We start from the raw sequence: 24,114 nt of genomic DNA on the forward strand, positions 1-24,114 counted from the left end.
CTTTTACTTGCATTGAACGGTGATATCCGTATAATTCGGCGGCCTTCCAATTGGCGTCTAATTTTTAGTCGTTGAATGAAGGCTTAAGTTAACGGTAACGCTACAACGAGTTTGAGGCATTTATGGTTACTATTCGTTTACAGCGTGGTGGCGCGAAAAAGCGTCCATTTTATCAACTAGTGGTGGCTGATAGCCGTCGTGCAAGAAACGGTCGTTTCATTGAAAACATCGGTTTCTTCAACCCAACTGCACAAGGTCAAGCGGAACGTCTTCGCGTAGATCTAGAGCGTGTAGATTACTGGGTTGGCGTAGGCGCGAGCTTATCAGAGCGCGTTTCTAGCTTGGTAAAAGAAGCGAAAAAATCTGCAGCGTAAGCTGTTATTAACTGGTGGTATAGATGAGTCTAGCGTCTGACAAAGTGATTGTTGGCAAAATTGGCGCACCGTACGGTGTTAAAGGTTGGGTCAAAATCAACAGCTATACAGAAACGCCAGAAGGTATTTTCGAGTACACGCCATGGTTTCTTGGCGAAGAAAAAGAATACCAAATTGATCAGTGGCGACCGCACGGTAAAAGCCTCGTTGCAAAAATTGTGGGCGTTGATAGTCGAGATGATGCCGAGCGCATCAAAAACTTGGATATCAACATAAATGCTTCACAGCTGCCTGATTTAGGCGACGAAGGGGTTTATTGGCGTGAGCTCACCGGCATGAAAGTAGTAACAACGCAAGGTTACGACTTGGGTGTGGTGAAGGAAGTGTTTAATACAGGTGCTAACGACGTGATCCACGTTAAAGCGAATGTAGGCGATGCTTTCGGTCAAAAAGAAAGACTATTACCTTTTGTGTTCGACGAAGTCGTACAAGAGGTAGATAAAGAAGCGAAGGTCATTAAAGTTGACTGGGACCCGGGGTTTTAAGTGACACCGGAAAAGTGGTTTGGCGTTGTTAGCCTGTTTCCAGATATGTTTGTCCCTTTTACCCAACAGGGTGTGATAGGACGAGCTGTTAAGTCTGGAACGGTATCGGTTGACACCTTCAACCCCCGTGACTTTACACATGACCGCCATCGTACAGTAGACGATCGCCCCTACGGAGGCGGCCCCGGTATGCTGATGATGGTAAAACCGCTAACTGACGCGATACAAGCCGCCAAGCAAGTGGGCGGTGAAAAAAGTAAGGTGATCTACTTATCACCCCAAGGGAAAACCCTTGACCAAGCGGGCGTACAACGCCTTGCTAATATTGACCGCACAATTTTAATTTGCGGGCGATATGAAGGCATCGACGAGCGGGTAATCGAAAGCCATGTAGATGAAGAAGTGTCTATTGGTGATTACGTGTTAAGCGGCGGTGAACTACCTGCAATGGTCCTTATGGACGCGGTTGCCAGGCTTGTTCCCGGTGTGTTGGGGCATAAAGCTTCAGCAGTTGAAGATTCTTTCACTGACGGTCTTTTGGATTGTCCGCATTATACGCGGCCCGAAATACTTGATGGTCAAAAGGTACCTGAGGTGTTGTTAAGTGGGGACCATGAAAAAATTAGGCAGTGGCGATTGATGCAGTCATTAGGTAGAACCTGGCAGCGTCGCCCTGAATTGTTAAATCACCTAGCTCTGACTGAGGAGCAGCAGCGTTTGCTTGAATTATTCCAAGCGCAACTGCAGCAAGATGACAGTTAACTAGGACGAGAGGATATGATGAGCAAAGTCAGTCAAGATATCATCAAAAAAATCGAAGAAGCACAGCTAAAGACTGATGTTCCTGCGTTTGGTCCAGGTGACACAGTAGTTGTTAAAGTTCGCGTTACCGAAGGTGACAAAGAGCGTCTTCAGGCATATGAAGGTGTTGTTATCGCTAAGCGTAACCGTGGTCTGCACTCGTCTTTTACCGTGCGTAAAATTTCTAGCGGCGAAGGCGTTGAGCGTGTGTTCCAAACACACAGCCCGGCAGTTTCTTCAATTGAAGTTAAACGTCGCGGTGCGGTTCGTCGTGCTAAGCTTTACTATCTACGTGAGCGTTCAGGTAAATCTGCACGTATCAAAGAGAAGCTTAACTAAGATTACTAATCCTTGCGTTATTGTTAACTTCGAAAAAGCCCGCTTTAAGCGGGCTTTTTTGTGCCTGAAATTCGATCTTTTTCCTGTTCTGTCCATTACATACATTAAGGTTTTTTAATAGAGAGCAGAATGACTTCCGAATATTTTATTGTGCTAGGCATTATGGGGGTCGCCTTCTTCGCTATATCAGGCGCACTGTTGGGGCATGAGAAAAATATTAACGGCTTCGGAATAGTGGTTGTTGGCGTTATGACGGCGCTCGGCGGAGGCACGCTAAGAGATTTACTTTTGGGAAAACCGATATTTTGGGTAGAAACCTCAGAATACCTTTTAGCAACTTACAGTGCGATCATCGCTACAGTATTATTAATACGCTACTTCCCATCCCCTTCAAATTTTTACTTCATTCTGATTGATACAATAGGGCTCGCTATATTTAACGTAATAGGTATCGAAAAAGCTTTAATTAGCGGTACAGGGATGATTGTTGCTTTAACCATGGGAATGACCACAGGCATCTTCGGTGGTTTGATGAGGGACGTGGTGTGCAGAGAAGTGCCTTATGTTATGCGTGGCGATGTCTATGCGAGCGCCTGTTTTGCTGGGGGGCTGACGTATGCTGCGCTATTTGCAGTGGATATCCCCTATATTTGGTGTATTTTGGGCTCTGTTGGCGTAACAGTTTTATTGCGAATAGCATCACTTCATTGGGGACTGAATGTAGACTTGTTCAGAAAACGGACGTCAAAGCCTTCAGAAAAAAACACTAGCGATAAATAAGTCCATTTATTAAAAATATACAATATAAGGCTGTGTTACCCCTTTGGTTTACACAGCCTTGCTATATGTAATACCCGCCCTCAAAGCTAATTAAGCCATAAGAGATAGGGCCTCAATAAGCGGCTTATTTTCGCTGTCTATAGTATGAATGATATGTTTGTGCAGTCGTTTTTTGTGTTCACCAAATATACCTCGCTTTTTATCAAAGGTTTTTGCGTAGTTCAGTGCACCTTCAAGCAAGCTTTCTTGAGTGTCGTACGCTTTCTCTACCACATGATCTTGCTCTAATTCTTTGCCAGAAACACGTCTTCCTGAAAGCTTCATTTCGTTGAACCGATAATAAGGCATCGCCTTTTTAACAAACTCAATCATTCCCGGCAAAAAGGGAATAGACAAATCTACCTCAGGGAAACAGAAAAAGCCTTTGTCTGAGCGCATGAACCTAAAGTCGCAAGCACACGCTAAAATTGCTCCATTACCAAAGGCGTGGCCATTGATGGCAGCGATAACAGGAAGCGGGTAGAGGAGCAGGGTTTTAAATACATCGTCCATGTCATGCATGAATTGCTTTATTTCTTCTGTGCGACTCGCTTTCATAGCCGGCATCAGCCAATCGGTATCAATGCCTAAGCTAAAGCATTTCTCATCGTTTGATGTGATCACCAGTGCTTTACAGCTTTCATTGCTTTTAATAGCATCTAAAGCTGAAAGCATCTCTTTTGCAAATACAGGGTTATGGCGGTTTTCACCATTTGTCATGGTTAATGTAGCTACGTCGCCAGTATAAGTGATACTTAAATGTTGCATTGTGTTCTCGTTATTATTCCTTTGTGGCAATCATACAAAACCTAGACAATAAATGAGAAATTTAGCTTATTTATGCCCGTTAATAACCTGAGATAAATAAATCTAAGATACATAAATTAAAGATACATAAATTTGAGGTGCACGGAGATGTGCATCAGTAACGTAAGCTTGCTTGGCTTCTTCGGGGATCAAAAGTGAAGAAAATATATATTAAATTCATTGCTAATCAATTGGGATTATCGGTGTTGATGTTTGCTGCTTGGAGCCTTTTTGCTGGTATCGAGAATGCCAGGAGAGATGATATTTGTAATAGCAGTATTATCGAGTGCGATGGCTGGTGAAGTACTTATGGGTGACGCTTACAATTTAGGGAAGCTAAGTAAAAAGGATTAAACCTCACTGCCGATTAAAAATTGAGCTTTAAATATGAGGCATTGCCATTTCGTCATGCTCATTTGCTTCGAATCTACCCTAGATTAAAGTATTATTCGTTATTGCTTGCGCTATTATGCTTAAGTTGTTAAAAAGTCAATGACGTTAAAGAAATATAGAAAAAGCTGGTTGTACAATAAAGTTTACATGCAGATTGCACACTCTTTTGGCGTTTAATTTTCCGTTTTTATTTGTAGTTAAGAGAGTAAGAGAACTCCCATGATCAAGGACACCGTAAATAATGTTCACGTAAGTACAGAAGATGTACTTATTACCCCAGAAGCGCTTAGTGCTGAATTGCCTGTGTCAGACAAAGCGTTAGCGGCGATATCAGAGTCGAGAAAAATTGTATCAGATATCATTCATCGCCGTGACCACAGACTACTTGTTGTATGTGGCCCCTGTTCTATACACGATATTGAAGCAGCCAAAGAGTATGCGCTTAAGCTTAAAGAGCTTCATGAATCATGCAAAGATACGCTGTTTATCGTTATGCGTGTGTACTTCGAGAAGCCGCGTACTACAACAGGTTGGAAAGGCTTAATCAACGACCCTCATATTGATGGTACGTTTGATATTGAAACGGGTCTTCGCAAAGCAAGAGAGCTTCTAATTTGGTTAGCTGAGCTGGAATTGCCTGTTGCAACAGAAGCATTAGATCCAATAAGCCCTCAATACCTTGCTGAGCTATTTAGCTGGGCGGCTATTGGTGCGCGCACTTCTGAGTCACAAACTCACCGAGAAATGGCCAGTGGCCTGTCAATGCCAGTGGGCTTTAAAAATGGTACAGATGGAAGCCTAGATATTGCAATTAATGCGCTTAAATCTGCTGCCTCAGGCCATCGCTTTATGGGAATCAACAAGCAGGGGCAGGTAAGTATTATCGGTACCAGTGGTAACCCAGACGGCCATATCATTTTGCGCGGCGGTAAGCAGCCAAATTACGATTCGGTATGTGTATCAGAATGCGAAATCGAGCTTCAGGATGCTGGATTGACTGCAGGACTAGTGGTTGACTGTAGTCATGCAAATTCTTCAAAAGATTACCGCCGCCAGCCATTAGTTGCACAGAACGTGGTAAATCAAATCCTTGAAGGTAATCAGTCTATTATTGGTGTTATGCTGGAAAGTCATTTGAAGCCCGGTAACCAAAAAGCGGAAGGTAAGAAGCCCGAAGAACTAGAGTACGGAGTTTCAATTACAGACGGTTGTATCGATTGGGAAACAACAGAAAACTTAATCTCTCAAACCAGAGATAAATTAATAACTGTGTTACCCTTACGCCAAAATAAGCGCACGGTGGCCTAATAATAAGTGACGTCTAATGGGCAATATAAAATTGCCCATAAGCCCCGTGCCATTTGATTCAAGGATAAGACAGAATGGCCGATTTATCGCAGCACTTAAAACAGTTAGATACGCTGCGAGAAGGTATCGACGAGCTGGATTCCCAGCTTGTCGAGTTACTCGCAAAACGCAACCAAATCACAACCCAAGTCGGCCAGATTAAGGCTGAAGCAGGCATGCCTGTTTATGTACCTGAACGTGAAAAAGCACTGATCGCGTCACGCCGCGCTCAGGCCGAGGCACTAGGGGTTTCTCCCGAGCTCACCGAAGATCTATTACGACGCGTAATGCGAGAGTCTTATCACACGCAAAATAACAAGTATCGATGCGTAAAACCCGATACTGACAACGTCGTAGTAATTGGTGGTGCAGGAGCTCTGGGTCGTGTTTTCGTCAGTTTATTTGAACGAAGTAACTATAAAGTTTCGGTGGTTGAAAAAGACGACTGGGAAAGTGGTAGAGCCGCATCGCTGCTTAGCAGTGCTTCACTAGTTGTTGTTGCCGTACCTATAAACTTAACAGAAGCCGTGATTAGCAAACTAACTATGCTGCCAAAAGATTGCGTGCTTGCAGATATAACCAGTATTAAAGCTAAGCCTTTAGAGGCGATGCTTGCTGTACATAGCGGCCCTGTCGTTGGGTTGCACCCTATGTTTGGCCCTGATGCGCCAGGCATGATCAAACAAGTCGTAGTAGTGTGTGACGGACGCCATAGTGAAAAGTACAGTTGGCTGATTGAGCAAATGCGAATTTGGGGAGCCACAATTCATGACTCAAGCGCACAAGAGCACGATCAAGCTATGGCGTATATTCAAGTCATGCGCCACTTCAACACCTTTGTGTATGGGCAACATTTGAAAGGTGAAGATCCAAATCTAGAGTCACTCACCATGTTTAGCTCGCCTATTTATCGGTTAGAGCTAGCAATGGTTGGAAGACTGTTTGCCCAGTCTCCGCAGCTCTATGCTGATATTATCTTTAATAATCCTGACAATTTTGCACTGCTACGCCGTTTTTACGAGCGCTTTGGTATCGCTTTATCGTTACTTGAAAACGGAGACAAAAAAGGGTTTGTCGAGCAGTTTATGAGAGTCGGTGCTTGGTTTGGAGACTATGCGAAGAAGTGTTTAGTAGATAGTAAACAGATGTTGCTAAAGGCTGATGACGGACAGCTTCTAAGAGATAAATAAACTAAACGAATGAGTAAGAAGGCGAGCAATGGAGCTCGCCTTTTTTGTACTAGTTTGTCAACGCGCTTGCCGCTGCCACTTTAGTTGGGCTAATTTCCTCACTTGGGTAACACCCCAGCACTTTGATGTAGCGCGTAATACCTCGCAATGCATCAAGGGCATTTTGTACAGGGCCGTCTTCTACGTTGCCTTCCACATCAATGTAAAACATCTCTTCCCACGGGTTACCAGGCATGGGGCGAGACTCGAGCTTAGTCATATTTATGCTGTTTTCTCGAAGCACGAGCAAAGCTTCAACAAGCGCTCCCGGCTTTTGAACGGTAGACATAACAAGCGTAGTTTTAGCCGGTACCTGTAAAGGCACCACAACCGGATTACGTGCCACAACGATAAAGCGACTGTGGTTTTCTTTTTGGTTGGCCAAATTACTTTTAATTGCCATAAGGCCGTAAAGATTTCCGCCAGCTTCACTTCCAATAGCTGCTACGTCGTCGCGCTGAAGTTCGCTAACTGTCAACATAGCTGAGCTTGTGCTGTCCATGGTTTTTACTTCAACGTTACCAAGTTCCGCTAAGAAGTGGCTGCATTGGGTGAATACCTGTGGATGTGCATAAAGCGTTTTAATCTTATCTATACTGGTGTTAGTTCCCACCAACAAGGTATGGCGAATTGGGTGGGTAAGCTCGCCAATAATACTTAGCTGAGTATGCTGTAGCTGGTCGTACACTTCGTTAATACTGCCCGAGGTCGTATTTTCAATAGGCAAAACTGCGTAATCGGCTTCTGTACTTTCAACTTTGTTAATAATTTCAGCAAAGCTTTGGCAGCCAATTTCAAGTAACTCACCAGGTCTCCGTGAAAAATACTTCTGTGTAGCCAAATAAGAGTATGAGCCCTTATCGCCTAAAAACGCCACGCGGTTCAATGGCAGCGTGCTGCCGGGGTTGGCGCGCTCTGCAAGCATAGCTTGTTGATTCAAAACTGAGTCTTCGATAATGACGTGAAAAATCTGTGTTACATAATGAGGGTCTAAACCGATATCTTGACCTTCTTTTATTAGGCGAACCAACAGCTGTTCTTCGCGCTTTTGATCTCTCACAGGGATATGATGCTTTATTTTCGTCTCAGCAACTTCGTTGGTTAATTTTCTGCGTTCCGAGAGTAGTGTAAGTAATTCACTGTCTAGAGCGGTAATGCGCTCTCTAACAGTATCTAGTGCATTGTCTGACATAAGGTTCCCGTGTGAGTCGTGTAAAAATGTTACTAAAAAAAAACCTCCCTAGAGGGAGGTTTTCATGCATGTAGCTGCGCCTCCCTAATTAAAGGATGTAAACGCAAAAAAGAAAAATGCTACGTGCTTTATATTCTGTTTCATAACAATGAATGTATGTTGAAGCCCTATTTGTGTCAACTCATTTTTACAAAATGTATAGTCGTTTTTGATATGGGGGACTTGAAAAAGAGCTAAAAATAAGTTTGCCGCAAATCGCTAGCCTTTTGCGACATGCGGCTATAGCTAATAGATGCTTCAGCGAAATTTAGTTACCTAGAAGTGCAGAGAGCATTTGGCGTACTTCATTTGGTTCAAACGGCTTGTCGCATAAGGCGTTTACTCCAGTTTGCTGAATGTTTGCCATGTGTGCGCTATCTGCCGATTCAGACGTCACCATAATAATAGGAATGTGGGTAGTTTCTGGGTTAAAACGAATGAACTCAGACAACTCTCGACCATCCATTTCTGGCATATTGTAGTCAGTCACAACAAGATCGAAAGCTTGATCTTTGATCAAAGTAAGCGCTGCGGCACCATTTTCTGCCTCTTGAATTCGCTGTAGCCCCATTCCTTCAAGTACGCGTCTAATGTGATTTCTTGCAAGCTTGCTGTCATCGACTAGCAGTACTCGAACATCGTGTACGTCGAATAAATCGAGTTCCAATTCATCGTGGTTTATAAGGTCAAGGCTAGCATTTAGCGCTCGAGACAAGTGAAGAGTCTCAAACGGTTTGGGAAGGATAGCGGCGACACCGGCTTGTTTAAACTCTTCTAACTTGCTCAATCGGTTTTCACTAGATACCAGCATAAATGGAATACTCTTAAATTCATCATCTTCTTTAATGAATTTAAGAAGTTCTAGTGCGGTTCCATCTTCATAATACATCGCACTTACAATTAAGTCGGCGCCATGGGCTTTAACTGCAGAACGGGCTTCGGAAAGGGTACTGACAGGGTCAATTTCCTTAACGTTTTCCTTCAACAGCAACGTAGTAATAATTTTTCGTTGTGTATCAGAAGGTTCAACCAAAATAATGTGTAAATCAGAAATTGACAGCTTTTCCATTTCAGACTCTTTTTGTTATATGTTTATGAAAAAGTGAGAGCGAACCGGTAGTTTTTTATCGCTAACCACCAGCAAGCTTAACTTTGTACCCTTTGTCGGTAAGTAGCGAGCGCAGTTTTTCTCTATCATCAGTTTGCACCTCAATGACACCTTCTTTCACTGCACCGCCGCAACCGCATTTCTTTTTTAGTTCTGAGCCTAATTTCTTTAGTTCATCTGAAGGGAGATCCAACCCCTTAATTAACGACACGCCTTTCCCTTTGCGACCTTTTGTTTCTCGATGAATACGAACTACGCCGTCAGTAGACACTGACCGTTGCTCAGCTTTTTGCTCAGGCTTTATTTTGCCGCTCTGTGTGCTGTAAACCAAAAGAGCGTCTTGCCAATCTTGCATAAATACCTCAATAAATTCTGTAAAACCATCTTTAATACACTAAACAAAGTGTAATCATACGAAAGTTTAATTAGCCTTCGATGGCGATGTAGAAAAGTTCAACTAGAATAAGGATAGCAAAGATAAAAGCATGTATTGAAGCATTTCTGCTGACATTTTAAGGAAAGCATATGGAAATAACGTCAAGCTACCAAAATCAAGGGAAAGTGTTAGTTATAGATGTGGGTACAAAGTTCGACTTCAGCAAAGTAGAAGACTTTAGAAACGCCTACAGTGAGCTTAACAATGATGTGAGTCATATCACTGTGGATCTATCTCGTACAGAGTACATGGATAGCTCAGCCTTAGGCATGTTGTTGAATATGCAAAAAACACTAGCCGAAAGAACGCTTACGTACAGCATCGAAAATGCCAGACCCCAAGTGGCTAAGATCCTCAAAATATCCCGGTTCGATAAGAAGTTCGACATTAAATAGCCTGTAGAAAGGACCCTCTTTTGAAAATCCTTATTGTTGATGATGAGGCTATCAACCGTACTTTATTGACTAACATGCTTTACAACGCAGGCTATAAAAAATGCGTAGAAGCCGTTAATGGCGTAGAGGCGATTGAAAAGTTTATTGAAGAGCAGCCAGATCTCGTGCTGCTTGATGTGGTAATGCCTGGCCTGTCAGGCTTTGATGTGGCGCCTAAAATTCGACAACTCGCAAAAGGCCCTTATCTTCCCATTCTTTTTATCACTGCTTTAGAAGATAAAGACAGTCTAGTACGCTGTTTGGAAGTAGGAGGCAATGATTTTGCAACTAAACCTTTCGACCGCCATATTTTAATAGCAAAAATTCGAGCGCATCTAAAAATACGCGCGCTAAGTGAATACGTTGAAGAACAAAACAAGACACTACGAGTTTTTAACCAACGGGTGGCCCGCGAACACTCCATCGTAGAACATATATTCAGTCATGCTATTGTTAATCGCCCAGAAGTTCAGGCTCACTTCGACTGTTTCCTCAAACCTGCTGAAACCTTTAACGGCGACTTATTTCTGTGTGAAGCAAGCCCAAGTGGTGGCATCTATTTCATTGTAGGAGATTTTACCGGTCATGGCCTTGCCTCGGCCATTGGAGCGCTGCCTGTAACCCGTGCGTTTCAGGAGTTAAGTCAGCAAGGTGTATCTGTATCTGAAATTGTTAGTGAACTAAATCAAATACTCATCAGGTTTTTACCCAGTGACATGTTTATGGCGGCAGTAATTGGTGAAATTAATGCGCAAGGGAATCGTATAAATTTATGGCAAGGCGGGATGCCTGCAGTGATTATTCCCGCTAAAACAAATATGGCGTTGCGTAAGTTTTCTTCTCGCCATATGGCCTTGGGTATTTTGGAAGAACACGAGCTAAATACGGATACTGACACGATTAACTTGGGGCATAACGAGCAATTGGTTGTATGCACTGACGGGCTTATAGAAATTGCCAGCGGCAATGGGGATATGTTGTTAGAAGACGGGTTAATCGACATAGTAAAAGAGCAAATGACAGAGGACGGTGCTATTAAGGCAAGGTCTTTGTTTGACCGGGCCAACGCGCACTGCGCGACATCTACTTTTCATGATGATGTGACCTTGGTTGTATTTACTTCAAAACCAATAAAGATGCCGGTACAAAGCCAAGTCGAAAGTAGTTTTCCCTCAGTACATGAAGTTGTTCTTGAGGCAAAACACCTCAAGGAACCCGATGTTTTGCCTCGTGTACTTCAATTAACCGGGCAATGTGAGGGGATTCAGGGTATTCGTTCAATTGTGTACACGGTATTATCAGAATTATTTAATAATGCTCTTGAGCACGGGATCCTGAATTTAGACTCAAAGCTGAAGCGTGATAGCAGGGGCTTTCAACAGTATTACGAAAAACGTGAAGCGTCATTAAAAGTGATGGAACATGGGCGAATTATCATCAGAGTCGAGTCCTTACCCATGAAAGGCGAAGTGCTGATCTCGGTTGAGGATAGTGGGCAAGGGTTTCAATGGGAAGATAAAACCTATTTAGCAGGAGCTCGCTCATCTAATGATGAGTGTTACGGTCGAGGCATTCCTCTTATCACCGCACTTTGCGAGAGAGTCTGGTTTGAAAATAACGGAAGCAAAGTCCTTTGTCTGCTAAGCACTCGAAATTAGCCAAAGGATGCCTTTTAAGCTTTGTTAGCGTGGACTATATAGCCCTTCCCCCATAGAGTTATCCAAGGAATTAAGCAACTAATCGAAATCTCCTTCCACTCAGTATGAATTAGCTAAATACTCAGTTTCCTTTAGTAAAAACTGCGTTGCCATAACTTTAAACCTGAGGGCTTATGCTGAAATCATTTCTCAAACTCTTTGAAGAGTCTCACAAAAAAGCGGAATCTGCCTACACCATCGAACTTGCCACCGCTGCTTTACTTAGCGAATTGGTCAATGCAGATAATCAGGTAACCGATACGGAAAAGGAAGAATATGAGAAGCAGCTTAAACGTCTGGTAAATGTCGATGATGAGGCTATGGAGCTTTTGCTACAGCGGGGGCACCAAACAGCGGATGATGCAGTGGACCTTGTTCACTTTACTCAAGTTCTCAATAATCACTATTCCGCAGAGGAAAAAGTTAGCGTAATTAAAAGCCTTTGGGTTATTGCGTACGCCGATAATTCCCTAGCGCCGCTGGAAGAAAGTACAATACGACAAATCGCCGATTTATTGTATGTCCCTCACAGCCAGTTCATCAAAACAAAGCTCGAAGTTGTTGAAGGTACGAAATAATCAACGCTTAATGGGGGGGAAATACCTTCAAAAATCCATTTTTAATTTTTGAGTCCGTGACATACTATTGCAGCCAGAATAATAAAAAAGTGGCTGTGTTAAGGGGATTGTTAACCTTGCATCTACCGCTTTAATCAAAGTAGTAAGCAAGGACACACGTGTGTTGAAAACATTGAAAGTTCCCATTGGGATTGCTGTTGCCTTATCCTCGGCAGTTTTAATTATCTCAATCGCTATGGTTTATAAATTAGATAATAGCAAGTATGTAGTTGAGTTGGTAAAAAACAACACCGCCGCTTTAAGTAATTCTCTTGCGCTACAATTATCAGGGATGATGGAAAGGAGCCCTGGGAACGACGCGTTACTCTCTATGTTGTTCCAACCCGTAAAAGAACATCAACAGCTTTTATCAGCAGCTTTTTACGACAATAACTACCGCATTATCTCTGCTATTCAGCTTGAAAACGTGCTCGAAATAAGCGACCCCGCGGTACCCAAAACACCTCAAAGCGTTCCTTATGGTATAAACCAATACGAAGGTGTTATTGTTGCCCATCAAATTGTTGGTAGTAGCCTTTACCCCATGGGGCACATTGTTATTTACGCCGACAGCACCAACGTTCAGACAACAAATAGTGCTCGGCAGTTTTTAGAACAAATACCAGTTTTTATAGCACTTTGGCTATTGTGTGCTGGCGTATGTATTTTCATAGTATCCAGATTAATTTCACCTTTGGCCTCGTTAGGGCGGTTTACACAAGAAGTGTTTGAAACCAAAGATTACGCGCTACGAAGCTCAATAAACTCATCTAATGAGATAGGCAGCATAGCCACCAACATTAACAGCTTATTAGATGCTATCGAAGTTGAGTTACTGGTGAATTTTGAACAAAAACAAACTTTGGTCGACCAGCAAGAGACAATGTCTCGCCTTGCGAATTTCGATAGTTTGACAGGGTTACCTAACAGACAGTTTGTTCTTGATAATTTAAGACTGGAGTTAGCTCGAGCAAAAAGAAATGACGAAGATCTATTGTTGCTATTTTTCGATCTTGATGGCTTTAAAGGGATAAATGATTCGCTAGGACACGAAACCGGCGACCTTATTTTGATAGAAGTTGCAGATAGGGTGCAGTGTTTACTTAGAGACGGTGACTTGTTTGCTCGTTTAGGCGGCGACGAGTTTTTAGTCCTCCCAGATAGAGATGCGACGGCAGATCAAGCAAAGAGTTTAGCAACGCGGCTAATTACAGCGTTCGACGAGCCCTTTGAACTTAGAGGGCTATCGCTTACCGTGGGGTTGAGTGTCGGCGTGGCCACAGCGTCTGATGCAGGGTACGATTTAAGTGAGCTTATGAGTAACGCTGACTTAGCCATGTATCGTTCAAAGGCAAGGGGAAGGGGAAGCTACACATTATTTACACCGGATATGGTGGAATCTCACAAGCGTAAACTGCATCTAGCCAATGGTATTGAACAAGGTATAACCAACGATGAGTTTGTCGTTTACTACCAAGTTAAAGTAAACAACAACGGTAATGTAATTGGTGCTGAAGCATTGATTCGTTGGCAGCATCCTGAGTTTGGCCTTGTTATGCCGAACGAGTTTATTCCTATCGCGGAACAAGGCGGGAAGATCACCGCTATTACGCGTTGGGTCATCAACCGAGTGTGTATGGATATGCCTAACCTCACACGCTGGGCAAAGGGGTCTTTCAGGGCTTCTATTAATTTATCCGGTCATGATTTGAGAAGTAATCAACTGTTCGATCATATCTACAATACTTTTACGCTTTATGACGTGAACCCAGAGAACATTGAATTTGAAGTTACCGAAAGTGCTTATCTTGAAAATTTCTCGCTTTCTAATAAGTTTTTCAGGCGCATTAGTAATATGGGATGTGCTATCGCGCTTGACGATTTTGGTACGGGTTATTCATCTTTGAGTTATCTCACTCAAATCAATATAGATACCCTCAAAGTAGACAGGCAGTTTGTGACTGAACTCCAATCTTCAGAACGAAGCCGACTAGTAACAGGCGCTATTATCGATTTGGCAAAACGCCTATCACTTTCAGTTTGCGCTGAAGGGATAGAAAACCTTGACCAATGGCATTATCTGATAGAGCACGGCTGTGACAACGTTCAGGGTTTCATGTTTAGCAAACCTGTCCCCATCAATGACCTTGTCGCTTCTCCCTACCAGTATAAAGCTGAACAATTCGCTTAAAGCTACAAAAGTATGTCGACAATGTTGGCGACATACGTTCACGCCCAGTGTTTCTTTATTGCAACACCCGCCCTTTAATTACAGGCGAGGGACTAACGGTGTAACTCTTAAGTTGTTGTATATATTGTTAATATTTCTTTTGGTCTGAAAATAGCATAGGTAGTTTGAATGCATTAAACATAGTGGTTAATTGAAGACTAATGGTAATATCCACATGACTGATTGCGAAATGGCGGTAACCATCAGAGATTAGCAATTGGCGAATTGAGAAGGAATTTAAAAAGCGTTTAGCGGAGGATTCATGATGAAACGTCTCGAAAAAGTTTTATTAGCACTTTGTGCAGTTGCTGCGGTACAAGCCGTTTCAGTAGCTGATGCGCATGCTACACCAGCACGCACGCTTATGCAGAAATTAGATACAAACAAAGATGGTCTTATTTCACTTAAAGAAGCAGTAAGACATACAGGATTACTGCGAAACTTTGGGCTGATTGACGACAACGAAGACGGTAAGCTCTCTGAAGCCGAGTTGGCGAAGAGCAAGCTTACGCCAGGTAACAAAAAGCTCACCGCGAGTGAGTAGATAAGAATATCAACTTCAATGAGGGTAGGGTTCTGATAAACAAGGTATCGTTTGGTGAGCGCTTGGTACAACTTGGTTCACTAAGGCAGTTAACGTTAGGAAGTTTTGTACTGGCCCTTATTCCCCTTATTGCGCTTCTTTGGCAAAGCCAAAGCGATTTAGCAAAGGTAGGTCAAATGACTACCCTTGAAACGCGCTTTGTGGTGGATGTCGTAAGTGATATGCAACGTCTGGATAATGCAGTGGTCGATGTAGAGCGCAGTATCAGGCAGTTTGCCGTTTTACGTAACGACAGGGTGGCGCAGCTCTCTGATAATGCCATAGACCAGTTTGCTGTGGCAGCCGATAACTTATGTCAGGCGCTTTCCGTACCAGCAACCTGTTCCCGTTTATCTGAGCAGCTTAATCAACTCGCTGAATATCGTGCAATCGAAGATCAGCTGCTGCTCAATGCGTATCTAGCATCGGTAGGAGATAGTGTTGACCAACTGCGTGACGATGTAGAAGCGGCCATAACAGAGCGGGTTAAGGTACAACAAGACGACTTAAACGCCATGCAGGCAAAACAGGCATGGTCTACTGCAATGCTGGTTAGCGTGTCGTTACTTCTGATATTGATGGGCAGCCAACTAATTGTAAATCCCGTTAATAACCTTAAAAAAATTATTCGTATCATGGCACATAGTGATGGTCAGCTTCCGCCACTGTCTAAGCAGGCACCTAGAGAACTTATTGATGTAGAGAAAGATTTGCACTGGCTTTATGATCGTCTGCAGCAGCTAGAGCACATTAGAACCGCACTATTGAGGCATGCCGCGCACGAACTAAAAACACCCTTAGCAAGCATTAAAGAAGGCTGCAGTTTGTTATCAGAAAACGTGGTAGGCGAATTAAATAACGCTCAACGAGAAGTTTTGTCATTACTCACTGCAAGTACCCAGCGTCTCAATACTCTGGTTGAGAAACTACTCGACTACAATCTGCTACTACAACAAGCGCAGCCTAAAATTGTTGAAAGTAATGCAAATAAATTAGTCGAAGCCTGTTTAGAAGATTACGCCCTTGCCATTCAAGATAGAGAGGTAGACGTGAATATCTCCTCATCTTCAGTACATGTAGACGAGGAATTATTTAGAAGAATACTTGATAACCTAGTGTCCAATGCTGTAGCACATGGAGCAGTTGGACGGCCGATAAATATTAGCCTTTATAACGAAAATGATAGCCTTGTACTGGATGTCGCCAACCGAGGAAAACGCATAGCGCCAGAATCAGTACACACGCTGTTTGAACCTTTTATCCGCGGGACCGAGCCAAGAAACGACAATGTTATCGGAACGGGGTTAGGATTATCAATTGTTGCCGATTGCGCTCGACTAATGCATGGTGATGTAAAAGTAGTAGATGTAGACTATGCCGATGTTTGCTTTAGAGTGACCATTCCGCAACAGGAAAAATAAAATGAGAATAAGTGGTTTAATTGTTGCCTTGCTGGTACTGACAGGATGTCAGAGTTTAACCAGAAACAGCAGCAACACGGGTGAGCCAGAAAAAGTGACACCTGTAGCAAAGATAGAACGTGGTATCTGTTTGTTTAACGAGCCGCCACCTGTTTTTGAACACAATTGCGATGCAGCCTATTGGCTTAATACGTGGATTGCTGCAGCGAATCAACCTTGGCTAGAGCGTAAGCAGGCTTTAAAAGCATTAGGGGATTCAGCGTTTGACACCATCCATGCTTATATTTTAACGCTACCTACTGATACCCCTTATCAAGACAGGTTGCGCGCACAACTAGCATTAAATGATATCGCGGGTACATTCACAGCAGAAGCCCAAGAAGTAGTTGATGTTATTGCTGCTTCGCAAAACAACCAGATAATGCAGCTTGAGTCTGCAATGGTCGTGTTGGAACAAGAAAATACATCACGTGGAGAGAAGGTTAAGGCGCTAGAACAAGAAGCCGTTAATCTGCGTAAAAAATTAGAAGAACTGTTGCAAATAGAAGCAACACTGATGGACAAAAACAGGAGTACACAACAGTGAGCGAGAAGGCGAGTAGTAACCCTAACTTATTGTTGGTTGATGATGATAAAAGCTTATTGCGCTTGTTGACCATTCGCCTTGAAGGCGAGGGGTACAATGTGACCGCAGTGGAAGACGGTCAGTCGGCGCTGAGAAAACTTCAAAACGATAACTATGATGTTGTATTAAGCGATCTGCGCATGCCGGGCTTAGACGGTTTAAGCCTATTTGAAGAGATAATGGGAATTAGAAAAGACATCCCTGTTATTTTAATGACGGCGCATGGCACTATTGCGGATGCGGTTGCTGCCACTCAGCGCGGTGTCTTTGGTTTCTTACCTAAACCCGTTGATCACGATGAATTGCGTGCATTATTGCAAAAAGCATTGAGTCAATCTCAAGCTGCGCAGCCGGGGGACTGGGCAAAAGACATAATCACCCGTTCACCCGAAATGCTCAATGTCCTTGACCAAGCGTTTCGTATTGCCCAGCGCGAAGTATCTGTTCTTATCAGTGGCGCCAGCGGCACAGGTAAAGAACTGTTGGCGAACGCTATCCATAAAGCCAGTAACCGCAGCGATAAACCATTTGTAGCGATTAACTGTGGTGCGCTACCTGAAAACTTACTTGAATCTGAATTGTTTGGTCACGCAAAGGGCGCGTTTACCGGCGCCGTAGCAGCCCATCCTGGCTTATTTAGGGAAGCCGACGGTGGTACGCTATTTCTAGACGAAATTGGCGATATGCCAATGACACTTCAAGTTAAACTTCTTCGCGCATTACAAGAACGCCAGATTCGTCCGGTTGGCAGCAGTAAACACGTAGATATTGATGTACGTATTATTTCTGCCACGCACAAAGATTTGCATAAAGAAATGGAAGAGGGCACCTTCCGCGAAGACTTGTACTACCGCTTGAATGTAGTCAACCTTAAGCTTCCATCGCTTAAATCGCGTAGTGAGGACATTCCACTATTGGCTCGCTCGCTGCTTCAGCAAAGTGCACAGCGTCATGGTGTGAATGTAAGCCAGTTCTCTGACGATGCAATGCAACAGTTAGTGACTTCATCTTGGCCGGGTAACGTACGTCAGCTTGTAAACGTGGTTGAGCAATGCGTAGCTTTAACGCAAACACCTGTCATCCCTCTACATTTAGTAGAACAAGCTCTTTCCGCTACTAAGCAGAGCTGGCCAACGCTCACAGAGGCTCGCGACGCCTTTGAACAGCAATATCTTCATAAGCTTCTTAAAATGACCGATGGCAATGTAACACGCGCTGCTGAGCTTGCAGGTAGAAACCGTACGGACATGCACAAACTTATGAAAAAGCATGATTTAGATGCCGCCGATTTCAGATAAGTCAGTTTTAAATTGTGACTGAACTAACAGGGGCTAAAAGCCCCTGTTTTTATTTCTGCATTATTCTTTAGTTTATTTTTTAAACGGAAACGGTGTAAGCCACTTACATTCTACTATCTTTATATTAGGTGTTATGTATATGGTGATACGCTATGTTTTTGCATACCAATGTAGCCACACAACAGGCTACAAACACCCTGTTCGGTGTAAACAAAGGCCTGAGTCGTTCCTTCGAGCAACTAAGTTCAGGGCTTCGTATCAACAAAGCGAGTGATGATGCGGCGGGCCTCCAAATTTATGAGCGTCTTAGCAGTCAAACAATCGGACTCAATCAAGCCGTCGAAAACGCTAATAGCGGGCAAGCGCTGTTACAAGTAGTTGATGGTAGCCTAAGCGAAGTCACGCGCCATTTGAATGACATTCGCACGCTGTCTATAGCTTCACAAAACGGCATCTACGGAAAAAGCGACCTAGCTTCTATAAATCAAGAAGTTCAGGCGCACCTCAACGAAATAGCACGTATTGCAGACTCTACTACTTATGCAGGTGAGAAACTTTTCGACGGTAACTTTATCCGCGATTTTGCGATAAGCGCGAACGGCAGCAGCAACATTCGCGTCGATTTAACGCAAGATGGTGATGGGATTGGTCTTGCCGGACTGGGTTTGACGGGGTTTTCAGTATCAGAATCTGGTCAACAACCTCAAAGCTTGTCAGGGCAGAGTGTATCCGGATCGAGCGCACTAAATGCCGGCGAAGTGATACTTCAAGCGCAGGATAATCCCGGAGAAAAAAGATTGAGCGTTTCAACCGATAGCGGGTTAACGTTTGTAGAACGGGCTGTTCAGTTAGTGGAAAATCAAGGCGTTAATGCGGCGCTAATTAGCACTACGGCCAACGAAATTTTAGGGCTCAATGCAACAAGCACTAATTTGGTAACAGGCGATGTAATCCTTAATCAGACCAATGCCGATATCCGCGTGGCTACCCCGACAGGTGAGTTTCAAATATCGTCGAGTTTGAACAGCAAAGTCGGTCAGTACGATGCGCAAAATGCACAGCAAAATCGAAGCGCATTAGACATGGTCGATAACGCCATTGAAATTATAAGTAATTTGCGAACAGATATGGGGGCAACGTCAAACCGCTTTTCTTCAGCGCTCAAAAGTATGTCGAGCACGAGCGTGAATTTACAGCGTGCCAGTGCCCAAATAACTCAGTCGGATTTTGCTAGCGTTACTGCCCAAGAAACGCGTTTTTCTATTCTAGAGAAGGCTAATGTCAGTGTTTTAGCAATGGCCAATCAAATGCCACAAAATGTTCTGTTCCTGTTAAATTAAACCTACACTCGAAGTAGTGTGCGGAATGACGACATTAATGTTCTGAAAAAATGATAATTTCCGCTGTGCGAGCATAGTTTTCTAAGCTCACTATCTCAGTTTCTGTAAAGTCTCTTGGTTCATCAAACAGAAGGCATAAGGTACCTAGTTCATAGCCGTCTTTATTACGTAAAATTGCACCCGCATACGCCCGAATATATGGCTTGCCAGTTACCAACGGGTTATTAGCGAATACTTTGTCAGCTTTTGCATCAGGTACTATTAAATATTCCTCTTCTGCAATGGCATAAGTGCAAAAAGAGATGTTACGGGGTGTTTCTGTAGCATCCATGCATTGACGCGACTTAAACCATTGACGGTCTTCAGCAACCAGGCTTACCAAGCAGGTTTTAGCACTAAATTCTTCTTGGACTTTTTTAGTAAGCGCATCAAGTTGTTCGCTGGGGGGAGTGTCTAATATATCTAACGATTCCAAAGCAGCCAGACGTGCTTTTTCGTATTCATGATTCATTGAGGAGGTCACGATAAAAAGTGGTTTAACACAAAAACTAATAACCGTCGTAGTTTACCTTTAAATCAGAAAAATACTATCTATTAAGGAGTTATTGTCTAAAACAAGTCGTTTTGAGCTGGCTGATTTTTAATTGAAAGGTTGTCTAACCGGTGGGCTATCTCTTCAGCGTTGTACAAATCAATAAACTGTTGCGCCAGCCTTGGTGCGTCTTTATTGTCAGGGCGGTGACAAAAAAAGTACACATCTTTTCCTTCGCTTTGCCAAAGCTTCACTTTTTTCACCCAGGGCAATAAACAGCGCTGGTTGTCATCATCAATATCATTACCCACGAAGCGCACAATGGGAGTCTGGCCTGTAGCGATAACGTTAACGGGAACCCGCGGCTTTTTCTGCCTGACTTCTTCTAGCATAGCACGCTTATCTGCTCCGCCTGCATCTAAAGAGCCGCTAAATAAAGCTCGAGTGTCCATAATAATTCTATTCACACCGTGGCGGATCAAAAGTTGGTTAAGCGCTTTTTCCTCATTACCTTTAGCGAAAAACGCCAGGTGGCGCACTTCAACTGCAATGTTTAATTTTTTAGGTAAGTTTGCTAAAAACGTATCTAGAACGGGCAGTTTCTCTGGCCCGAAAGAAGCGGGCAGTTGCAGCATAACCACCCCTAACTTTTCTTTTAGTGGGCTCAACAAAGCAAGTTGTTGAGCCACCTCTTCTTCACAATGCTGTAATTGATGAACATGAGTAATGTTCTGATGAAACTTAAAGGTAAATCTAAAATGGTCGGGGACTGAGTCGCACCATCTCGCTACCGCGTCTTCGTGAGGAAGTGAGTAAAACGTTGTATTCCCCTCCACCGTATTACACTCTTTGGCATACAGCGACAATCCATTATTGGACTTGGGATAATTAGCAAACCAGGTGCTTGGCCAATGGCTGTGTTGCCACATTGGCAAACCAATGTAGAGATTTCCTCGGGATATGGCTGATTTGTGCATATTTGTCATTGGGCTTTATCAAGCATTTGTTTATACTATGCGGCCTTTAAATCATTACATTATGCATGTTGTGGGCGGGCCGGTTAATTGGCCAGCAAGTTTACGCGAATTTTGGCAAAGTCTTAAGCTCAAAAGTAAACGGTTTTGAACGCCAATTCATTGCATGCGAAGCAAGAAGAAAACATCAGGGGTCAAGGACCATGCGCACAGATTACTGTGGGAATATCGATTCATCATACATTGGACAAGAAGTTACCCTTTGCGGGTGGGTTAATAAGCGTCGCGATTTAGGCGGTGTAATTTTCATCGACTTACGCGATCGCGAAGGTATCGTACAAGTGGTGTTCGACCCAGATTTACCAGACGTGCTATCAGTAGCTAACACGTTACGTAGTGAATTCTGTGTAAAGTTAACCGGTAAAGTACGAGCGCGCCCTGAAGGTCAAATTAATAAAGACATGCGCACAGGTGAAATTGAAATTCTAGGTACAGGCCTTGAAGTGATCAACAAATCTGACGTACTTCCACTGGACTGGAACCAAGAAAACTCAGAAGAACAGCGCCTTCGTTATCGCTATCTAGACCTTCGCCGTCCTGTAATGAGCCAACGCTTGCAGTTTCGTGCAAAAGTAACCGGTGCTGTACGTCGTTTCCTAGAGGAAGAAGGTTTCTTAGATATTGAAACACCTATTCTTACTAAGGCAACGCCAGAAGGTGCACGTGACTACCTAGTGCCAAGCCGCACGCACAAAGGCGAGTTCTTTGCACTTCCGCAGTCGCCACAGCTTTTCAAACAGCTTCTGATGATGTCGGGCATGGACCGTTACTATCAAATCGTTAAGTGCTTCCGCGACGAAGACTTACGTGCTGACCGCCAGCCGGAATTTACCCAAATCGATATTGAGACTACGTTCTTAGACGCTGACGGCGTAATGTCTATTACAGAACGTATGATCCGCGACTTGTTCAACAAAATGCTAAACGTTGATCTTGGCGATTTCCCGCGTATGACTTATGCAGAAGCGATGAAGCGCTTTGGTAGCGACAAGCCCGACTTGCGCAACCCGCTAGAGTTAACAGACGTTGCAGACTTGCTTGCTAACGTTGACTTTAAAGTATTCAGCGGCCCAGCCAACGACCCGAAAGGTCGCGTTGCTGCTATTCGCGTACCTGCCGGTGCGTCACTTTCGCGCAAGCAAATTGACGAATACACCAAGTTTGTAGGTATTTACGGCGCGAAAGGCCTAGCATGGATTAAAGTTAACGATGCTGGCGCTGGTCTTGAAGGCCTACAGTCGCCAATCCTTAAATTCCTAACGGAAGACATTACTAACGCAATCATTGAGCGCTCTGGCGCACAAAGTGGCGATATTCTATTGTTCGGTGCAGACAGCTACACAGTAGTGACTGAAGCAATGGGCGCACTTCGTCTTAAGCTTGGTGAAGACTTTGAGCTTCTTGAAGGCGAGTGGAAGCCACTTTGGGTTGTTGACTTCCCGATGTTTGAAGAGTTCGACGGTCAGCTTCACGCTATCCATCACCCGTTTACTGCACCACGTGGTCTAACGCCTGAAGAGCTTAAAGCTAACCCAGCTGAAGCCTTATCTGACGCGTACGACATGGTATTGAACGGTGTTGAGCTAGGTGGCGGTTCTGTACGTATTCACAATGAAGACATGCAGTCTACAGTATTCAACATTCTTGGTATTGACGATGAAGAAGCGAAGAACAAGTTTGGCTTCTTGCTTGATGCACTTCGCTTTGGTGCGCCACCGCATGCAGGTCTTGCGTTTGGTCTAGACCGTTTGGTAATGCTAATGACGGGCGCAACCTCTATTCGCGATGTAATGGCGTTCCCGAAAACGACCACAGCGGCATGCCCGTTAACATCGGCGCCTAGCCCTGCAAACCCTCAGCAGCTTGAAGAGCTAGCTATTGCAACGGTGAAAAAGCAATCGTAATTTATGGCGTATAAGAAGCCTGAATCTGCACTGGTAGTGTTGTATGACCAACACTACCGAGTGTTGCTTTTGCAACGACAAGACGACCCCACCTTTTGGCAGTCGGTAACCGGCGCGCTAGAAGAAGGAGAGTTACCCTTAGAAACGGCATACCGTGAAGTGTGTGAAGAAATTGGCATCGACGCAAAAGTGCACGGATTTGTTGTTAACGATCACGGTAAGCAAAACAAATATGTTATTCGTAGCCGCTGGCTACACCGTTATCCCCCAGGTACTGTGCACAATACAGAGCACGTATTTTCCCTCCAAATAAACAGCGATTTACCTATTGTTTTGACAGAGCATTTGCAGTTTGAATGGGTGTCAAAAGATGAAGCGTTAACGCGTTTATGGTCTCCCTCTAATAAAGAAGCGGTATCTTTGTTTGTACCGAGTGTGCCTTAATGGTTATACTGGGTATAGATCCAGGTTCTCGGATTACAGGCTACGGCATAATAGCGCGAAAGCAAGGTAAGCTAGTGTATGTGGCGAGCGGATGTATTCGCGTTGGTACAACCGATTTGCCTTCACGTCTTGCTAATATTTTTACTGGCGTTGGCGATATTATTCGCCAATATAAGCCTGAACAGTTTGCTATTGAGCAAGTATTCATGGCGAAAAACCCTGATTCAGCGTTAAAGCTTGGTCAAGCGAGAGGTGCAGCTATCGTTGCAGCCACTCAAGCGCAGCTTCCAGTAGCTGAATACAGTGCAAGGCAAATTAAGCAGTCGGTAGTTGGCAAAGGTGGTGCCGATAAAACGCAAGTTCAGCACATGGTTAAACACCTGTTGAATTTAAGCGGTACACCACAAGCCGATGCTGCTGACGCCTTAGCCGTTGCCTTATGTCATGCACACACCGAACAGAGCCTAATAAATATGGCAGGACAAGCTCGCAAAACTGTACGCGGACGCTTGCGCTAATCCTGCTT

Annotated in this window: 25 protein-coding genes; 19 read left to right on the forward strand and 6 right to left on the reverse strand. The window is 43.9% G+C overall.

Annotation, left to right across the window (positions count from 1 at the left end; translation table 11 throughout):
- Positions 1-122 precede the first annotated feature (122 nt).
- From rpsP to IW644_RS01445, 5 genes are all read left to right on the forward strand, one after another.
- On the forward strand, positions 123-374 hold the full coding sequence (gene rpsP / locus IW644_RS01425; RefSeq protein WP_163084733.1) for a 30S ribosomal protein S16: 252 nt from the start codon (positions 123-125) through the stop codon (positions 372-374).
- Positions 375-397: 23 nt separating this feature from the next.
- Positions 398-919 (forward strand): ribosome maturation factor RimM, encoded by a 522-nt coding sequence (rimM, locus tag IW644_RS01430; protein ID WP_179982811.1) that lies wholly within the window; start codon positions 398-400, stop codon positions 917-919.
- Entirely contained in the window at positions 920-1,681 is a 762-nt protein-coding gene (trmD, locus tag IW644_RS01435) for a tRNA (guanosine(37)-N1)-methyltransferase TrmD (protein ID WP_269916113.1), read from the forward strand.
- Between the two features lie 18 nt (positions 1,682-1,699).
- On the forward strand, positions 1,700-2,059 hold the full coding sequence (gene rplS / locus IW644_RS01440; RefSeq protein WP_024015986.1) for a 50S ribosomal protein L19: 360 nt from the start codon (positions 1,700-1,702) through the stop codon (positions 2,057-2,059).
- Positions 2,060-2,188: 129 nt separating this feature from the next.
- Positions 2,189-2,839 carry a trimeric intracellular cation channel family protein gene (locus tag IW644_RS01445; protein WP_269916114.1) on the forward strand — a complete coding sequence of 217 codons (651 nt, stop codon included), beginning with the start codon at positions 2,189-2,191 and terminating at the stop codon, positions 2,837-2,839.
- Between the two features lie 90 nt (positions 2,840-2,929).
- Here the strand turns inward: IW644_RS01445 and IW644_RS01450 are convergent, their stop codons facing one another.
- Positions 2,930-3,646, reverse strand: coding sequence for an enoyl-CoA hydratase/isomerase family protein (locus tag IW644_RS01450; protein ID WP_269916115.1), 717 nt, complete (start codon positions 3,644-3,646; stop codon positions 2,930-2,932).
- Positions 3,647-4,297: 651 nt separating this feature from the next.
- Here IW644_RS01450 and IW644_RS01455 point away from each other — a divergent pair.
- Both IW644_RS01455 and tyrA read left to right on the forward strand, forming a co-directional pair.
- On the forward strand, positions 4,298-5,386 hold the full coding sequence (locus tag IW644_RS01455; protein WP_118489815.1) for a 3-deoxy-7-phosphoheptulonate synthase: 1,089 nt from the start codon (positions 4,298-4,300) through the stop codon (positions 5,384-5,386).
- Positions 5,387-5,460: 74 nt separating this feature from the next.
- On the forward strand, positions 5,461-6,615 hold the full coding sequence (gene tyrA / locus IW644_RS01460; protein ID WP_269916116.1) for a bifunctional chorismate mutase/prephenate dehydrogenase: 1,155 nt from the start codon (positions 5,461-5,463) through the stop codon (positions 6,613-6,615).
- A 49-nt stretch (positions 6,616-6,664) separates the two neighbouring features.
- Here tyrA and pheA read toward each other — a convergent pair whose 3' ends face one another.
- The 3 genes from pheA to yciH form a co-directional block, all read right to left on the reverse strand.
- Positions 6,665-7,846 (reverse strand): prephenate dehydratase, encoded by a 1,182-nt coding sequence (pheA, locus tag IW644_RS01465; RefSeq protein WP_269916117.1) that lies wholly within the window; start codon positions 7,844-7,846, stop codon positions 6,665-6,667.
- Between the two features lie 307 nt (positions 7,847-8,153).
- On the reverse strand, positions 8,154-8,954 hold the full coding sequence (locus IW644_RS01470; RefSeq protein ID WP_269916118.1) for a response regulator: 801 nt from the start codon (positions 8,952-8,954) through the stop codon (positions 8,154-8,156).
- Positions 8,955-9,015: 61 nt separating this feature from the next.
- Entirely contained in the window at positions 9,016-9,348 is a 333-nt protein-coding gene (gene yciH / locus IW644_RS01475; protein ID WP_269916119.1) for a stress response translation initiation inhibitor YciH, read from the reverse strand.
- Between the two features lie 170 nt (positions 9,349-9,518).
- Between yciH and IW644_RS01480 the strand changes: the two genes are divergently transcribed.
- The 9 genes from IW644_RS01480 to IW644_RS01520 all read left to right on the forward strand — a co-directional run bounded on the left by IW644_RS01480 (position 9,519) and on the right by IW644_RS01520 (position 19,674).
- Positions 9,519-9,824: an STAS domain-containing protein gene (locus IW644_RS01480; protein ID WP_179982820.1), complete on the forward strand. Its 306-nt coding sequence runs from the start codon at positions 9,519-9,521 to the stop codon at positions 9,822-9,824.
- 20 nt (positions 9,825-9,844) lie between these two features.
- On the forward strand, positions 9,845-11,521 hold the full coding sequence (locus IW644_RS01485; protein WP_269916120.1) for a SpoIIE family protein phosphatase: 1,677 nt from the start codon (positions 9,845-9,847) through the stop codon (positions 11,519-11,521).
- 173 nt (positions 11,522-11,694) lie between these two features.
- Positions 11,695-12,138 (forward strand): tellurite resistance TerB family protein, encoded by a 444-nt coding sequence (locus IW644_RS01490; RefSeq protein ID WP_269916121.1) that lies wholly within the window; start codon positions 11,695-11,697, stop codon positions 12,136-12,138.
- 160 nt (positions 12,139-12,298) lie between these two features.
- Positions 12,299-14,368, forward strand: a complete 2,070-nt coding sequence (locus IW644_RS01495; protein ID WP_269916122.1) for a putative bifunctional diguanylate cyclase/phosphodiesterase — start codon at positions 12,299-12,301, stop codon at positions 14,366-14,368.
- A 301-nt stretch (positions 14,369-14,669) separates the two neighbouring features.
- Positions 14,670-14,951: a calcium-binding protein gene (locus IW644_RS01500; protein WP_269916123.1), complete on the forward strand. Its 282-nt coding sequence runs from the start codon at positions 14,670-14,672 to the stop codon at positions 14,949-14,951.
- A 62-nt stretch (positions 14,952-15,013) separates the two neighbouring features.
- Positions 15,014-16,411, forward strand: a complete 1,398-nt coding sequence (locus IW644_RS01505) for a sensor histidine kinase (protein WP_269916124.1) — start codon at positions 15,014-15,016, stop codon at positions 16,409-16,411.
- A 1-nt stretch (position 16,412) separates the two neighbouring features.
- Positions 16,413-16,997, forward strand: a complete 585-nt coding sequence (locus IW644_RS01510; RefSeq protein ID WP_269916125.1) for a hypothetical protein — start codon at positions 16,413-16,415, stop codon at positions 16,995-16,997.
- A complete protein-coding gene (locus tag IW644_RS01515; protein ID WP_269916126.1) occupies positions 16,994-18,334 on the forward strand; it encodes a sigma 54-interacting transcriptional regulator in 1,341 nt (446 codons plus the stop codon). Before IW644_RS01510 ends, IW644_RS01515 begins: the two co-directional genes overlap by 4 nt.
- A 152-nt stretch (positions 18,335-18,486) precedes the next feature.
- Positions 18,487-19,674, forward strand: coding sequence for a flagellin N-terminal helical domain-containing protein (locus IW644_RS01520; RefSeq protein ID WP_269916127.1), 1,188 nt, complete (start codon positions 18,487-18,489; stop codon positions 19,672-19,674).
- Positions 19,675-19,708: 34 nt separating this feature from the next.
- Here IW644_RS01520 and IW644_RS01525 read toward each other — a convergent pair whose 3' ends face one another.
- A complete protein-coding gene (locus tag IW644_RS01525) occupies positions 19,709-20,185 on the reverse strand; it encodes a GAF domain-containing protein (protein WP_269916128.1) in 477 nt (158 codons plus the stop codon).
- A gap of 98 nt (positions 20,186-20,283) precedes the next feature.
- Entirely contained in the window at positions 20,284-21,183 is a 900-nt protein-coding gene (locus tag IW644_RS01530) for a DUF72 domain-containing protein (RefSeq protein WP_269916129.1), read from the reverse strand.
- A 200-nt stretch (positions 21,184-21,383) separates the two neighbouring features.
- Here IW644_RS01530 and aspS point away from each other — a divergent pair, with 200 nt between their 5' ends.
- Genes aspS through ruvC form a run of 3 tightly spaced genes read left to right on the forward strand, consistent with a single transcriptional unit; the run spans position 21,384 to position 24,106 of the window.
- Positions 21,384-23,144, forward strand: a complete 1,761-nt coding sequence (gene aspS, locus IW644_RS01535) for an aspartate--tRNA ligase (RefSeq protein ID WP_269916130.1) — start codon at positions 21,384-21,386, stop codon at positions 23,142-23,144.
- Positions 23,145-23,147: 3 nt separating this feature from the next.
- A complete protein-coding gene (gene nudB / locus IW644_RS01540) occupies positions 23,148-23,588 on the forward strand; it encodes a dihydroneopterin triphosphate diphosphatase (RefSeq protein WP_269916131.1) in 441 nt (146 codons plus the stop codon).
- Positions 23,588-24,106 carry a crossover junction endodeoxyribonuclease RuvC gene (ruvC, locus tag IW644_RS01545; RefSeq protein WP_025254596.1) on the forward strand — a complete coding sequence of 173 codons (519 nt, stop codon included), beginning with the start codon at positions 23,588-23,590 and terminating at the stop codon, positions 24,104-24,106. Before nudB ends, ruvC begins: the two co-directional genes overlap by 1 nt.
- Positions 24,107-24,114 lie beyond the last annotated feature (8 nt).

The organism is Alteromonas sp. PRIM-21, assembly GCF_027563165.1.
Lineage (GTDB): Bacteria > Pseudomonadota > Gammaproteobacteria > Enterobacterales > Alteromonadaceae > Alteromonas > Alteromonas macleodii_A.

Bases quoted from the DNA above. Each gene is read 5' to 3' on its own strand.
- aspS (WP_269916130.1), top strand. From the start codon at position 21,384: ATGCGCACAGATTACTGTGGGAATATCGATTCATCATACATTGGACAA.
- ruvC (WP_025254596.1), top strand. From the start codon at position 23,588: ATGGTTATACTGGGTATAGATCCAGGTTCTCGGATTACAGGCTACGGC.
- yciH (WP_269916119.1), bottom strand. From the start codon at position 9,348: ATGCAAGATTGGCAAGACGCTCTTTTGGTTTACAGCACACAGAGCGGC.
- tyrA (WP_269916116.1), top strand. From the start codon at position 5,461: ATGGCCGATTTATCGCAGCACTTAAAACAGTTAGATACGCTGCGAGAA.
- IW644_RS01455 (WP_118489815.1), top strand. From the start codon at position 4,298: ATGATCAAGGACACCGTAAATAATGTTCACGTAAGTACAGAAGATGTA.
- IW644_RS01450 (WP_269916115.1), bottom strand. From the start codon at position 3,646: ATGCAACATTTAAGTATCACTTATACTGGCGACGTAGCTACATTAACC.
- rplS (WP_024015986.1), top strand. From the start codon at position 1,700: ATGAGCAAAGTCAGTCAAGATATCATCAAAAAAATCGAAGAAGCACAG.
- nudB (WP_269916131.1), top strand. From the start codon at position 23,148: ATGGCGTATAAGAAGCCTGAATCTGCACTGGTAGTGTTGTATGACCAA.
- IW644_RS01470 (WP_269916118.1), bottom strand. From the start codon at position 8,954: ATGGAAAAGCTGTCAATTTCTGATTTACACATTATTTTGGTTGAACCT.
- IW644_RS01530 (WP_269916129.1), bottom strand. From the start codon at position 21,183: ATGCACAAATCAGCCATATCCCGAGGAAATCTCTACATTGGTTTGCCA.
- IW644_RS01525 (WP_269916128.1), bottom strand. From the start codon at position 20,185: ATGAATCATGAATACGAAAAAGCACGTCTGGCTGCTTTGGAATCGTTA.
- IW644_RS01480 (WP_179982820.1), top strand. From the start codon at position 9,519: ATGGAAATAACGTCAAGCTACCAAAATCAAGGGAAAGTGTTAGTTATA.
- IW644_RS01510 (WP_269916125.1), top strand. From the start codon at position 16,413: ATGAGAATAAGTGGTTTAATTGTTGCCTTGCTGGTACTGACAGGATGT.
- rimM (WP_179982811.1), top strand. From the start codon at position 398: ATGAGTCTAGCGTCTGACAAAGTGATTGTTGGCAAAATTGGCGCACCG.
- IW644_RS01520 (WP_269916127.1), top strand. From the start codon at position 18,487: ATGTTTTTGCATACCAATGTAGCCACACAACAGGCTACAAACACCCTG.
- pheA (WP_269916117.1), bottom strand. From the start codon at position 7,846: ATGTCAGACAATGCACTAGATACTGTTAGAGAGCGCATTACCGCTCTA.
- IW644_RS01500 (WP_269916123.1), top strand. From the start codon at position 14,670: ATGATGAAACGTCTCGAAAAAGTTTTATTAGCACTTTGTGCAGTTGCT.
- IW644_RS01445 (WP_269916114.1), top strand. From the start codon at position 2,189: ATGACTTCCGAATATTTTATTGTGCTAGGCATTATGGGGGTCGCCTTC.
- rpsP (WP_163084733.1), top strand. From the start codon at position 123: ATGGTTACTATTCGTTTACAGCGTGGTGGCGCGAAAAAGCGTCCATTT.
- IW644_RS01490 (WP_269916121.1), top strand. From the start codon at position 11,695: ATGCTGAAATCATTTCTCAAACTCTTTGAAGAGTCTCACAAAAAAGCG.